This is a genomic window from Stenotrophomonas sp. Sm6012 (assembly GCF_030985895.1).
Lineage (GTDB): Bacteria > Pseudomonadota > Gammaproteobacteria > Xanthomonadales > Xanthomonadaceae > Stenotrophomonas > Stenotrophomonas forensis.
On the sequence record NZ_JAPTFX010000001.1, the window covers coordinates 69,119 to 81,794 of the forward strand.

Below are 12,676 nucleotides of genomic sequence, written 5' to 3' on the forward strand. Positions count from 1 at the left end.
TTCATCCACCCACCGGGGTCACGTTGCCCCGATGGGGTGCCGTGGCCCCATCTTCCAGAAGGAGATACCACCATGGCACTCGCAGTCCTCAACCTCGCGTCCCAAGCACGCTTTTCGCCCGGGCAGGTGGTCATGACCGCCGGCGTCGACGAGCTGGTCCGACAAGGCCGGCTCAACCCCACGCCGTACCTGCGCCGCCATCTTCATGGCGAATGGGGCGACCTGAGCGACAGCGATCGGCGGCAGAACGACGCCGCGCTGAAGTCCGGCGAGGATCGTCTGTTCTCGTCCTACCAGGTCACGCGCGACCTGAAGCTCTGGATCATCACCGAATGGGATCGCAGCGTCACGACGCTGCTGCTGCCCAGCGAATACTGATCCGCATCCAGCGGTCTCGCGCCGCTTCATTCTTCCCACCCCGGGGCATGTCACCGCCCCGTGGGGGAGGTGCATGCCCCATTTCTTTGGAGCATCACCATGTCCATCGTTCTCGAAACCGTTCCCTCTACCGCTGATGACGCGCCTGTGCAGGGCGACCTGCTCGAAGCGGCCGCTTCACCCCTCACGCTCAGCCTGCAGGACTTCGTATCGGAGTTCGGCGACGAACTGCTCGATTCGCTCAACCGCGCCAATCCTCCGGTCTACACCGGCCAGGTGCGGGTGCATCGGCAACTGATCCTCGCCGCGCTCAAGCGCAAGCTGTTCCCGGCGCAAGCCGATGTGGTCCATGCCGTCACCGAGCTGTTGGTCGATCGTGGCGAACGCGCCGCGATCGTCAATGGCGAGATGGGCTGCGGCAAGACGACGGTGGGTATTGCCACCGCCGCCGTACTCAATGCCGAAGGCTACCGCCGTACCTTGGTTCTGTCTCCGCCGCACCTGGTCTACAAGTGGCGGCGCGAAATCCAGGAGACGGTGGCCGGCGCCAAGGTCTGGGTGCTCAATGGCCCGGACACGCTGGTCAAGCTGCTGAAACTGCGCGAGCAGTTGGGCGTGCCGGCGCAGGGCCAGGAGTTCTTCGTCCTGGGCCGCGTGCGGATGCGGATGGGGTTCCACTGGAAACCTGTCTTCGTTCGCCGGCGCACGCCTCACGGCGACGTGGGGGCCTGCCCAGATTGCGGGCATGTCATCACCGACCTCGACGGCGAGCCGATCAACCCGGTCGAACTCGAAGCCGAGGAGTCCCGCCGCAAGTGCAGCCACTGCCGTGCACCGCTGTGGTCGTTGATCCGTCCGAGAGGCCTGTCCGCCAGCGACCAGTCCTCGACCGTGCTCAAGGCACTGAAGCGTATTCCAACCATCGGGGAAGTCACCGCGCAGAAGCTGATGCAAAAGTTCGGTGACGCCTTCCTCGCGTCGATGCTCGGGGACAACATCCACGAGTTCATCAACCTGATGGATGGCAACGGCGAGCTGGTCTTCTCGGACCGGCAAGCCCATCGCATGGAACGTGCGATGGCCAACATGGAGTTCGGCTTCGGCGAGGGCGGCTACCAGCCGTCCGAGTTCATCAAGAGGCAGCTTCCCCAAGGCACGTTCGACCTGCTCATCGCCGACGAGGCGCATGAGTACAAGAACGGCGGTTCCGCACAGGGCCAGGCCATGGGGGTGTTGTCGGCCAAGGCGCGCAAGACGCTGCTGCTCACCGGCACGCTGATGGGCGGCTACGGCGACGACCTGTTCCACCTGCTGTTCCGAGCCCTGCCGGGGCGGATGATCGAAGACGGCTACCGGCCGACGAAGAGCGGCAGCATGACGTCGGCCGCGATGGCGTTCATGCGCGATCACGGTGTCTTGAAGGACATCTATTCCGAGAGCACTGGCACGGCGCACAAGACGGCCAAGGGCACCAAGGTATCGGTGCGCACGGTCAAGGCGCCGGGCTTCGGTCCGAAGGGCGTGCTGCGTTGCGTCCTGCCGTTCACGGTCTTCCTCAAGTTGAAGGACATCGGTGGCAACGTGCTGCCGCCCTACGACGAGGAGTTCCGCGAAGTCGCGATGGACACGGCGCAGGCCGCGGCCTACCGCGATCTGGCGGGTCGGCTGACCCAGGAGCTGAAGCAGGCCCTGGCGAAGCGCGACACGACGCTGCTTGGTGTAGTCCTCAACGTGCTGCTGGCCTGGCCGGACTGCTGCTTCCGGTCGGAAACCGTGGTGCATCCGCGCACGCGCAACACCTTGGCGTTCGTTCCGGCTCAGTTCAACGAGCTGGAGGTGATGCCCAAGGAACGCGAGCTGATCGAGATCTGCAAGCAGGAGAAGGCAGAAGGGCGCAAGACCCTGGTCTATTCGGTCTACACCGGCACGCGCGACACCACGTCGCGTTTGAAGGTGCTGCTGGAGCAGGAAGGCTTCAAGGTGGCGGTACTGCGCGCGAGCGTGGATGCCTCCCGCCGCGAAGACTGGATCGCCGAGCAGTTGGACCGCGGCATCGACGTGCTCATCACCAATCCCGAGCTGGTGAAAACCGGCCTGGACTTGCTGGAGTTCCCGACCATCGTGTTCCTCCAGTCCGGCTACAACGTGTATTCGTTGCAGCAGGCCGCCCGGCGCTCATGGCGCATCGGCCAGAAGCAGCCGGTGCGCGTGATCTACCTCGGCTACGCCAACTCCTCGCAGATGACCTGCCTGGGGTTGATGGCCCGGAAGATCATGGTGTCGCAGAGCACGTCGGGCGACGTGCCCGAGTCCGGACTCGATGTCCTGAACCAGGACGGCGACTCGGTGGAGGTGGCACTGGCACGGCAGCTTGTCACGGTCTGATCCATGTGCTCATGCCGGCGGCCCCTCGGGGTCGCCGGCTTCCTTCCACGGCCCTTCGGGGCCGTTTTTCTTGGGCGTATGACAGTCCATGGCGCCGCCCTCCATGTATTCGGGCGGGCGTCAGTGCGTTTTGTTTGCTGCCCGCAGGCCAAGCGGCGGCGATGGTGAGCGCTCCGTGTTCCAGGGAAGCGCCCTCCATGCAACCATCCATCCGCGCTGTTCACCGCCTGGCCCTCGCCGCTGGCTTGCTGGCCGGCAGCCTGTTCGCCGTCGGCTGCGCCACGACCGCCGCGCCGTCTGCGCCAGCGGTGCCGGCCGCATCGCCAACCGCCGTCGCGCCGGAGCCGGGTTTCGTTCCGGTGGCCCGCTACGGCCGCTACACCCTGGTCGAGCTGGTGCCGGAACCTGCGCAGCGTGATCTCTTGCAACAGGCGGTGGAGGTCTCGATTCCGCCCATGCTCGATGCCAGCGTGGGCGATGCCATGCGCCATGTGCTCCTGCGCTCGGGCTACCGGCTCTGCGATGCGCCCGAGGCCGCCGCGCTCTACGCGCTGCTGCTGCCCGCCGCACACCTGCGCCTGGGCCCGCTGATGCTGCGCGATGCCTTGCTGACCCTTGCCGGCCCCGCCTGGGAGCTGTCGGTCGATGACGTGACCCGCCAAGTCTGCTTCAGCCGGCACGGTGCTCCCGCCTTCCTTTCCGCCAACCCGCCCGGCACCGCCACGTCCGTGCCGGACGCAGATCGGCCCGAGGAGATGCAGCCATGACCTTTCCCCAAGCGCCATCCGAGCGCAATTCCCGCACGCGCTGGCTCAAGATCGCCGCGGCCTTCTGGCTGCTGCTCATCAGTGCTGTAGCACTCATCAACAGCGTCGGCCTGTCGCGGCTCGCCGAACAGACCCAGAGCAGCGCACAGGATGCGCAGGTCAAGGCGCTGGGCCTGCGCGTGGCCGATCTCGAACGACAGGCCGATGCGGACAAGCGCCGGCCGGCGCCGATCAGCCAGGCCGAATTCGCCAACGGGCGGCAGGCGCTGGACGAACGGATGACGCGCCTCGAAGAGGCCGACGAGGCGAGGGCCCTGGCCGTCGACCTGCAGACGCTGCAGGCGCGCGTGAACGGAATCCAAACCCGCCTGGAGAAGACCAGGCAGGTGGCATCCGCCGCTCGCCCGCACGCTCCGCTTGCGACGAAGCCCAAGGTGCCGGAGCCGCCGTTCCGGGTGCTCGGCGTGGAGCTGCGCGGAGGCGAGCGCTTTCTGTCGATCACCTCCACCGCCGCGGACTCGCTCGCGGGCGCCCGGCTGCTGCGCGAGGGCGATGCCGAGGGCGGCTGGCAACTGCGGTCTATCGAGGCGCAGGCGGGCGTGTTCCAGGTGAACGGCCAGACGCAGCGCGTCGCGGTGCCGTAGGAGGTGTCATGACCCCCACGCTCACTTCGTTCGCTGCCCCCCGGGGGGGCTTCAGCCTCCTTGAGGCGGCTCGGCGGAGGCTGACCATGAACCTGCGGCCGTTGCTCGCTGCCGTCGTCCTGTTCGCCGCTTTCGGCGCATCCGCCCAGCCGGCCCCGGTGACGAACTCGCGCATGGTGCCCGCCCAGGTGCAGCCGGGCGCCGAGGCCGCGCTCGACGAGAGGCAGGCACGGGAATGGGGGCTTCAGCCCGAGGAGTGGGCACGTTACCGACAACTGATGCAGGGGCCGCTCGGGGTCTATTCGCCCCAGCTCGATCCGCTCACGGCGCTGGGCATCGAGGCCCGCAGCGAGGAGGAGCGCAGGCGCTACGCAGAGTTGCAGGTGCAGGCCGAGGCCCGGCGCGTCGGCAAGACGCTGGCCTACCAGCGCGCCTACGACGCGGCGTGGCAGCGCCTGTTTCCCGGCCAGCCGCGCGTGAGCCTGCCCGGCGCCAAGGCGCAGGGTGCCGGCAACACCGGCTCCGGGCGCCTGGCGGTCTTCGTCAAGACCGACTGCGCACCGTGCGCGCAGCGCGTGCAGCAGTTGCAGGCGGCCGGTACGGCCTTCGATCTCTACATGGTCGGCAGCCGTCAGGACGACGCGCGCATCCGGCAGTGGGCCACCCAGGCGGGCATCGACCCGGCCAGGGTGCGCGCCCGCACCATCACGCTCAACCACGATGCGGGGCGCTGGCTGTCGCTCGGCCTGCCCGGCGATCTGCCGGCCGTGGTGCGCGAGGTGAACGGCCAATGGCAGCGGCAATAGGTACTCCGGGCCGGAAGCGTCGGCCATCCGGCATCGCCATCCGCTGCGCCAGCGCCGCGCTGTTGCTCGCCACCGGCGGCTGGGCGTTGGCCGCCCTGGCGCGGGAAGTGCCGCCGCCGGCCTATCAACTGGCGGCACATCGTGCAGACGTGCCGGCGACGGTGCTGTACGCGGTGGCCTTGCAGGAGAGCGGCGCCATGCTGCGCGGGCGCCTGATCCCCTGGCCGTGGACGCTGAACGTCGCCGGCACGCCACAGCGCTACGCCACCCGCGCCGAGGCCTGCGCGGGGCTGCGCCGGGCACTCGCCCGCACGCCGGCCAATCGCATCGACGCCGGCCTCGGCCAGGTCAATCTCGGCTACCACACGCATCGCTACACGCAGCCCTGCGAGCTGCTGGACCCGTACCGCAACCTCGCCATTGCTGCGGAAATCCTGCGCGAACAGCACATGCCGGGCGAGGACTGGCTGCTTGCCATCGGCCGCTACCACCGGCCCGCCGGCGGGGCACCCGCGGCGCGCTACCGGCGCAGCGTGCATCGGCACCTGACCCGCGTGCTCGACCCCGGCGTTCCCGTTCCAACCCTCCAGGCCACCACGCCATGAACCACATCGTCCACATCGCCGCCATCGGGCTGCTGTCCACGACCACCGTCTTTGCGCAGACCGCCTCCGCGCCGCTGATCGTCGTCGAAGATCGTGGCGGCGCCTCCGCGCTGCCGTACTACCGGCCGCTGAATCCCCAGCCGGACAAGGCCACGCCGCCGGCCCCGATGCCAGCCCCGCGCGCGGGCAACACGGCCGACGCCGAAGCCGCCATGCTGCCGGTGCGCTCGACGGAACTGTCGCCGGGCGACGTGCAGCGCCGCGTCATCCGGGCGCCGGGCCTGACGGCGCTGTTCCTGATCGGCGACGACGAGCGGTCGCGCGCCTGGCTGCGGCAGCGGCAGGCGGCGCTGCGAGAGCTGCAGGCCGTGGGCCTGGTGGTCAACGTGGAATCGGCGACGGCACTCGCAGAACTGCGCCGCTTGGCTCCCGGCCTGACCCTCTCGCCGGCCTCCGGCGACGACCTGGCCCAGCGCCTGGGCCTGCGCCACTACCCGGTGCTCATCACGTCCACCGGCGTCGAGCAGTAGGTGCGCAAATGGCCCAACCGCATGCGGTCGAGGTGCTGCTGCGGCCAGCGGTGGAGCTTTACACCGTGGCGGTCTGCACCGGCGCCGCGATTCTGTGCTTGGTGGCACCGTGGTCGCTCGCGCTGAACCCGCTGCTCGGCCTGGGCTCGGCGCTGGCCTTCCTGACCTTCGGCGCGATTCGCCTGCGCGATGCCGGGGCGATCCTGCGCTATCGCCGCAACATCCGCCGCCTGCCGCGCTACGTGATGACCAGCCGCGACGTGCCGGTGAGTCAGCAACGGCTGTTCGTCGGCCGGGGCTTTCGCTGGGAGCAGCGGCACACGCACCGGCTGATGCAGACCTACCGGCCGGAGTTCCGCCGCTATGTCGAGCCGACGGCGATCTACCGGGCCGCCCGGCGGCTGGAGGAGCGGCTTGAGTTCGCGCCGTTTCCCGTCTCGACGCTGGCGCGCGCGCTGGCCTGGGACAGCCCGCTCAACCCAGCGCGGCCGCTGCCGCCCGTCGGCGGAATGCCGCGCCTGCATGGCATCGAACCGCACGAGGTCGACGTCACCCTGCCGCTGGGCGAGCGCGTCGGCCACACCCTGGTGCTGGGCACCACGCGCGTGGGCAAGACGCGGCTGGCCGAGTTGTTCATCACCCAGGACATCCGCCGCAAGGTCCGCGGCGAGCACGAGGTGGTGATCGTCTTCGACCCCAAGGGCGATGCGGACCTGTTGAAGCGCATGTATGTGGAGGCCAAGCGCGCCGGGCGCGAAGGCGAGTTCTACGTGTTTCATCTGGGCTGGCCGGACATCTCGGCGCGCTACAACGCGGTGGGCCGGTTCGGGCGGATCTCCGAGGTAGCCACGCGCATCGCCGGACAGCTCTCGGGCGAAGGCAACAGCGCCGCGTTCCGCGAATTCGCCTGGCGCTTCGTCAACATCATCGCGCGCGCCCTGGTTGAGCTGGGGCAGCGGCCGGACTACCTGCTGATCCAGCGCCACGTCATCAACATCGACGCGCTGTTCATCGAGTACGCCCAGCACTACTTCGCCAGGAACGAGCCGAAGGCCTGGGAGGTCATCGTCCAGCTCGAAGCGAAGCTGAACGACAAGAACATCCCGCGCAACATGATCGGGCGCGAGAAGCGCGTGGTGGCCCTCGAACAGTACCTGTCCCAGGTGCGCATCTATGACCCGGTGCTCGACGGCCTGCGCAGCGCCGTGCGCTACGACCGGACGTACTTCGACAAGATCGTCGCTTCGCTGCTGCCGCTGCTGGAGAAGCTCACCACCGGCAAGATTGCGCAACTGCTCGCACCGAACTATTCCGACCTGTCCGACCCGCGGCCGATCTTCGACTGGATGCAGGTTATCCGCAAACGCGCGGTGGTCTACGTGGGGCTGGATGCGCTGTCCGACGCCGAAGTCGCGGCGGCGGTGGGCAACTCGATGTTCAGCGATCTGGTCTCGGTCGCCGGCCACATCTACAAGTTCGGCATCGACGACGGGCTGCCCGGCGCCGCGGCGGGCGCCAAGATTCCGATCAACGTCCACGCCGACGAATTCAACGAACTCATGGGCGACGAGTTCATTCCGATGGTCAACAAGGGCGGCGGTGCCGGCGTGCAGGTGACGGCCTACACGCAGACCTTGAGCGACATCGAGGCGCGCATCGGCAATCGTGCCAAGGCCGGCCAGGTGGTCGGCAACTTCAACAACCTGTTCATGCTGCGCGTGCGCGAGACCGCCACCGCCGAGCTGCTGACGCGACAACTGCCCAAGGTCGAGGTGTACGCCACGGCACTGATGAGCGGCGCCACCGACAGCTCCGATCCGCACGGCAATACCGCGTTCACGTCCAACACCCAGGACCGCATCAGCACGACCAGCGTGCCGTTGATCGAGCCGGCGCATGTCGTGGCGCTGCCCAAGGGGCAATGCTTCGCGCTGATCGAGGGCGGCAACCTCTGGAAAGTCCGCATGCCGCTGCCGGCACCCGACTCCGACGAAGCCATGCCGAAGGATCTGCAGGAGCTGGCCGGCTACATGCGACAGCACTACGTCGAGGCAGGAGACTGGTGGGAGAACCAAGGCATCCCCGGCCTGCAGGACAAGGCGCTGCCCGACGACCTGCTGGACGACTTCAAGCAGATGGCCGCGGCCGAAGAGGCCGAAGCATGAGCGATCCGGCCGTCGCGGCCCAGCGCCAGCAGCAAAGACAGCAAGGCCTGATCGCCGGCCTGGTCACGCTGCCGTTCCGCTTCTTCGGCGTGCTGTGCGGCGCGCTGCTGCTGTGCATCCTGATCGAATGCGTCGGCATGTACTTCTTCTGGCCCGATCAGGGCTGGCGCCACGCGCAGGGCATGCTGCACTACGAGCTGGATCAGCTCTCCACGCATTTCACGCGCAGCGCGCTGGTGCAGGAGCCGGGGCGCACCGCGCACCGGCTGGTCGAGCAGGGCTACGACTGGCTGTTCGTGAAAAGCGGTCTGCTGGACTGGATACGCGACGCCTCGGCGCAGGCCAGTGCCGGCAGCCATCGCCCGACCAAGGATTTCCGCTACTACATCGGCTTGCTCTACGTGAACGTGGAGAGCTACCTGATCGCGGCGGCCTACACGACGCTGGTCTTCCTCGTGCGGCTGCTGGTGCTGTGCCTGACCCTGCCGCTGTTCCTGATGGCCGCCTTCGTCGGCCTGGTGGACGGCCTGGTGCGCCGGGACATCCGCCGCTTCGGCGCGGGACGCGAATCGGGGTTCATCTATCACCGCGCCAGGGCCAGCCTGATCCCGCTGGCCGTGCTGCCGTGGGTGACTTACCTGGCACTGCCGGTCAGCGTGAACCCGCTGCTGATCCTGCTGCCCAGCGCCGCACTGCTCGGCGTGGCGGTGTGCATCGCGGCGGCGACGTTCAAGAAGTACTTGTGAAACACCCAGGAGCGTCACTCACGCCGGTTCAGTGGGGCGAACGCGCAGCGGTGCGCCGGGCGCACTGTTGCGCGTGTACCGGCTGGGCTGCGAACTGACCGGGGGATTCTTTCGCTAATTTCGCCGGACAAAATCAGCCGCAAGTGCTTGTCACGGCACTAATTTCACTGGTTCCGCTAGTTTCTCCTTGTGCTTTCGTCGAGTGCTGTACCATCTGAAATCAGCAGGGGTTGCCCAAGGCACGCGGCGCGACTCGCACCTACAGCTTCGGAGGCAGGCCAGATGCAGCAGCTGCGATGCTACGGCGACGACAGAAACAATGGGTTCTGCGTGCATTGCGGCGGGCCAAGCGAAACCGTCGATCACGTCCCGTCGAAAGTTCTCTTGGATGAGCCGTATCCAGAGAATCTCATGGCGGCTCCGGCGTGCCGTGAATGCAACAACGGCCTTTCACTCGACGAAGAATATCTGGCCTGTTTGCTCGAATGTGTCATCGCCGGGGACATCGCACCCGAAAAACTGCACAGGGCCAAGATTGGCCGTATCTTGCGTGCGAACTCCTCGCTGTTGACCCGATTGCAGCGGGCACGCACAGATGGTGCAGAAGGCCCTGTCTGGGCAGCCGAAAACGACCGCGTGAGTCGCGTCATCCTCAAATTGGCTCGATGTCATGCCGCATTCGAACTCAACGAGCCACAACTCCACGAACCATCACGCCTCGGATTCAAGCCGCTGTCGCTCATGACGGAAAAAGAGCGCACCGCATTCGAAAGCGATGACGACGCGTTCGATGTCTGGCCGGAAGTCGGGAGCCGTGCGATGCAGAGGCTGCTTGTGGCGGGCACCGACACTTTCACCGAGGGATGGTTGGCCGTGCAAGAAGGAAACTATCGCTTCCATACCAGCCAAGCCAATGGGCTGACCGTGAAAATCGTCCTTCGGGAATATCTCGGCTGCGAAGTCGTCTGGGACTGATCCGGCAGGACGCATTCGTTTCGGCAGGCAGATGGATTTCGAAGTAGCGATTCAGACGGGTGAAACCGTCTTCGTGTCTACCAGCGCCTGCAAATGGTCTAGTAGCAGCTTGGGAATCTGCCCGCCGGTGAGAAGCACACCGGCCTCCATGTTCTGCTCCATCGCGTGGCCGGTCAGGTTGGCGCTGGTGATGAAACACATCTTGCCATCGGCAACGGCGACTTTGGCGTGAACGCGCCCGTCAGAGAACGGGGCGGCTTTGTCTCGCCAGGAATAAAGCCTCGCAGCGGAGACCAGCGTGCTCATCTTGCCAATCGCGTCAAACGAGATGCTGCCGCCGTGGTCCTGAGACAATTCGAGCAGCATGGAGATGACCACTCCGCGATCACTTGCCGCATTCAGCGCCTTGACGATGGTCGAGACGTTGTAGGCCACGAAGCTGGTGATGAACAGGGTCTGCTCAGCGGCGTTGATGACCTGCAGTAGCGTCTGCTCGGTTCGTCGAGCCGAGACGAAGGGTGTCGTCGGTCCCGTCCACACGAGTTCGGTGGATTGTTGATTCGTAGCCTTGGTGAAAACATGGCCGGCGGCGAGCAGCATCGATGCAAGCTCATCGGCGCTGACCTCACTGGCTCGCCAAGCATCGATGAGCTGATCCACAACCTCAGCAGCAACGGGGGTGCTGACCACGCCCGACAGCGCACCGGCTGCTTTGCTGGCATCGGTCCGACGAATCCGGCTAGCTATGGCCTGTACCTTCTCAGGAGAGACCAGACAGACCACGGCTGCGACGGCGTCCAAGAGCCTCTCCATGTCACAAGCCCTTGAAGAAAGCCGCGTCGATACGTTCCAGGGTCGGAACCAGCAATGACCGATCCAGGTAGCGATTGCCGCGCTCGCAGGAGGTCTCAGCCACCAGGCTACAAGCGTGGCACGCCGCAGCATGAAGTGAGCGATCTTTCTCGGGATCGTGCTCGGAGCAAAGCGGGTCAGAGGAGCAGATCTTCGAGCGATTCAAGGCTTGCTCCAATAGGCGACCCAGATTCTCCGGCTTGCCGAGATCGACGAGACCGCCCAGCGTTCCATCGGAGTCCGCCGCTGCCGTGTAGATGAGGATACCGGCCTGCGGACTCTCGCCCGAGGTGTCGGCATAGATTCGCTCGCGGATACTCGCTGCGTTGTAGCCGCACTCCAACGCCAGCTCACGAATCAGCAAGTGCGATAGCGTGTGGAGCATGGCGTAGCGAATGCCGGGGTAGCCCTCGTCAGGATCGAGATGACGTGAATTGCGCCATCCCCTGTGGCCGCCCCGGAGCATCTTGTCGACCTGCGCGACGGCAGGTAGTGCTTCCCAAGCGACGAGCGCCGGTTCATCGAACTGGATGAAGATACCCTCACCATGTACCTGGTTCGCGGGAACCCAATCCGGTTTGCTTCGTGAGAGGTTGGCCATCTGGGGCCGTTCGTTCGGGTCGCCAGTTTCTTCGGGCGCCTCCACCCGAGTAAAACCGAGCAAGGCATTGACCTCTCGCAGTCGCTCCAGAAGCAGCACTCTGCCGATGTGCTTCGCAAAAGCCGGTGGCGTGCCGACCTTCTTGCTCATGAAGTGCGGGTAGTCCGTGGGCGGATTCGCTTCTGTCAGCACGTCCCATTCGGGGCCCTTGATATCGGCCTCACCCACGACCTCCTGTACGCCACCGCTACGGTGCGCCTCGATAGCCGACCAGATCGACGCCGCAGGATATTTGTCGATCCCTGGCAGCGCTCCGGTCTTTTTAAGCGTCTTCGCCGTCACCAACACTTCCGCTTCGGACTCCAGCTCTTCAAAGAACTCCCAGCCATCCTGGATCAGTTGACTGAGTGGGTCCTTGGTCTGGGGAATCGCGAGCGCCGAAAGTGTGATTGGGAACCAACTGTTCGTGGCGCCCAACAGAACCGCCCGCGCTTCCTCGTCACATTCGTTGTCGAAGTGGTCGAGGTGGGGATGTCGTCCTCGGCAACCCGGCAGATTCTCTTTTCCGGCCTTGCCGAAGGCGTGGGCCATGCTCCTCGACGCACCACACGTATCGCATTTCGCCCATAGATTCTCCGTCTGCAGCGAGGCGCCGCTCTCGAAGAAGCGTAGCGTGCCCTTGCATGAACTGTTTCCACCGTGGACGAAGTAGTGCCAAGGGAAGTCGTCGAGGTGACCATCGCGACAGGCCAACAGGAAACGTGCCGGTACGGCATCGGCGTCCTTGGCGGGTTGATCGCCCTTCGAACCCCGACATCCTTTGTGGACGAACCGGGTTCGCTCGGGCCTGAAGCGGTTCTCCTTGATCTCGAACAGTCCGGCATCGAAGGGGGACAGCAGGCCGCATTTCACGCAGCGCATCCAGCGCGGGAATGGCCGGACGGGAACGCCGATGTTGGCCTCGGCCGACCAGACATCGACGAGCTCGCTTTTCTGGAACGGCGGCATCCGCAAGTTCTCGACCTGTGCTCCAAGCACCTTCCGAACGGCGGCCAGCAGTCTGGCTTCCTGGATCGGTTGGCAGCGGTCCTTTTCCCATCGGTCGATGCCAAGCGTCACGACGGACAGGCTCGGCAGATCGATCAACGCCCCTGGCCCGTAGGTCCAGAGCAACTGGCTGGGTCTTACTTCTCCGACTGGAGTCTTATTACTCGTCGTCATG

General features: G+C 65.9%; 12 protein-coding genes. 10 read left to right on the top strand and 2 right to left on the bottom strand.

Annotation, left to right across the window (positions count from 1 at the left end; all coding sequences use genetic code 11):
• Positions 1-72 precede the first annotated feature (72 nt).
• From O0J73_RS00350 to O0J73_RS00395, 10 genes are all read left to right on the top strand, one after another.
• The gene (locus O0J73_RS00350; protein ID WP_016851994.1) at positions 73-378 is read left to right on the top strand and encodes a hypothetical protein; all 306 of its coding nucleotides are present in this window, start codon (positions 73-75) and stop codon (positions 376-378) included.
• Between the two features lie 99 nt (positions 379-477).
• Positions 478-2,763: a helicase-related protein gene (locus O0J73_RS00355; RefSeq protein WP_023121155.1), complete on the top strand. Its 2,286-nt coding sequence runs from the start codon at positions 478-480 to the stop codon at positions 2,761-2,763.
• Between the two features lie 197 nt (positions 2,764-2,960).
• Complete coding sequence (locus O0J73_RS00360; RefSeq protein WP_023121154.1) at positions 2,961-3,530, top strand: integrating conjugative element protein PilL, PFGI-1 class; 570 nt, start codon at positions 2,961-2,963, stop codon at positions 3,528-3,530.
• Positions 3,527-4,174 (top strand): hypothetical protein, encoded by a 648-nt coding sequence (locus O0J73_RS00365; RefSeq protein WP_023121153.1) that lies wholly within the window; start codon positions 3,527-3,529, stop codon positions 4,172-4,174. Before O0J73_RS00360 ends, O0J73_RS00365 begins: the two co-directional genes overlap by 4 nt.
• 86 nt (positions 4,175-4,260) lie before the next feature.
• Positions 4,261-4,980: a TIGR03759 family integrating conjugative element protein gene (locus O0J73_RS00370; protein WP_031654451.1), complete on the top strand. Its 720-nt coding sequence runs from the start codon at positions 4,261-4,263 to the stop codon at positions 4,978-4,980.
• Complete coding sequence (locus tag O0J73_RS00375; protein ID WP_212181380.1) at positions 4,965-5,585, top strand: lytic transglycosylase domain-containing protein; 621 nt, start codon at positions 4,965-4,967, stop codon at positions 5,583-5,585. The genes O0J73_RS00370 and O0J73_RS00375 overlap by 16 nt, the downstream gene beginning before the upstream one ends.
• Positions 5,582-6,115, top strand: coding sequence for an integrating conjugative element protein (locus O0J73_RS00380; RefSeq protein ID WP_212181381.1), 534 nt, complete (start codon positions 5,582-5,584; stop codon positions 6,113-6,115). The genes O0J73_RS00375 and O0J73_RS00380 overlap by 4 nt, the downstream gene beginning before the upstream one ends.
• A gap of 8 nt (positions 6,116-6,123) precedes the next feature.
• Positions 6,124-8,280 (top strand): type IV conjugative transfer system coupling protein TraD, encoded by a 2,157-nt coding sequence (gene traD / locus O0J73_RS00385; RefSeq protein WP_058176028.1) that lies wholly within the window; start codon positions 6,124-6,126, stop codon positions 8,278-8,280.
• A complete protein-coding gene (locus tag O0J73_RS00390; protein ID WP_174217420.1) occupies positions 8,277-9,026 on the top strand; it encodes a TIGR03747 family integrating conjugative element membrane protein in 750 nt (249 codons plus the stop codon). Before traD ends, O0J73_RS00390 begins: the two co-directional genes overlap by 4 nt.
• Positions 9,027-9,308: 282 nt before the next feature.
• Positions 9,309-10,001 (top strand): hypothetical protein, encoded by a 693-nt coding sequence (locus O0J73_RS00395; RefSeq protein WP_212181382.1) that lies wholly within the window; start codon positions 9,309-9,311, stop codon positions 9,999-10,001.
• Positions 10,002-10,052: 51 nt separating this feature from the next.
• On the opposite strand, the gene drmC is transcribed toward O0J73_RS00395, so the two are convergent.
• The gene (drmC, locus tag O0J73_RS00400) at positions 10,053-10,802 is read right to left on the bottom strand and encodes a DISARM system phospholipase D-like protein DrmC (protein ID WP_223194972.1); all 750 of its coding nucleotides are present in this window, start codon (positions 10,800-10,802) and stop codon (positions 10,053-10,055) included.
• 13 nt (positions 10,803-10,815) lie between these two features.
• A complete protein-coding gene (locus O0J73_RS00405) occupies positions 10,816-12,675 on the bottom strand; it encodes a DUF1998 domain-containing protein (RefSeq protein ID WP_212181383.1) in 1,860 nt (619 codons plus the stop codon).
• Position 12,676: the final 1 nt, after the last annotated feature.

Coding starts and splice junctions, on each gene's coding strand:
- O0J73_RS00350 (WP_016851994.1), top strand. CDS start 73: ATGGCACTCGCAGTCCTCAACCTCGCGTCCCAAGCACGCTTTTCGCCC.
- O0J73_RS00370 (WP_031654451.1), top strand. CDS start 4,261: ATGAACCTGCGGCCGTTGCTCGCTGCCGTCGTCCTGTTCGCCGCTTTC.
- O0J73_RS00375 (WP_212181380.1), top strand. CDS start 4,965: ATGGCAGCGGCAATAGGTACTCCGGGCCGGAAGCGTCGGCCATCCGGC.
- traD (WP_058176028.1), top strand. CDS start 6,124: ATGGCCCAACCGCATGCGGTCGAGGTGCTGCTGCGGCCAGCGGTGGAG.
- O0J73_RS00405 (WP_212181383.1), bottom strand. CDS start 12,675: ATGACGACGAGTAATAAGACTCCAGTCGGAGAAGTAAGACCCAGCCAG.
- O0J73_RS00355 (WP_023121155.1), top strand. CDS start 478: ATGTCCATCGTTCTCGAAACCGTTCCCTCTACCGCTGATGACGCGCCT.
- O0J73_RS00395 (WP_212181382.1), top strand. CDS start 9,309: ATGCAGCAGCTGCGATGCTACGGCGACGACAGAAACAATGGGTTCTGC.
- O0J73_RS00365 (WP_023121153.1), top strand. CDS start 3,527: ATGACCTTTCCCCAAGCGCCATCCGAGCGCAATTCCCGCACGCGCTGG.
- O0J73_RS00380 (WP_212181381.1), top strand. CDS start 5,582: ATGAACCACATCGTCCACATCGCCGCCATCGGGCTGCTGTCCACGACC.
- O0J73_RS00390 (WP_174217420.1), top strand. CDS start 8,277: ATGAGCGATCCGGCCGTCGCGGCCCAGCGCCAGCAGCAAAGACAGCAA.
- O0J73_RS00360 (WP_023121154.1), top strand. CDS start 2,961: ATGCAACCATCCATCCGCGCTGTTCACCGCCTGGCCCTCGCCGCTGGC.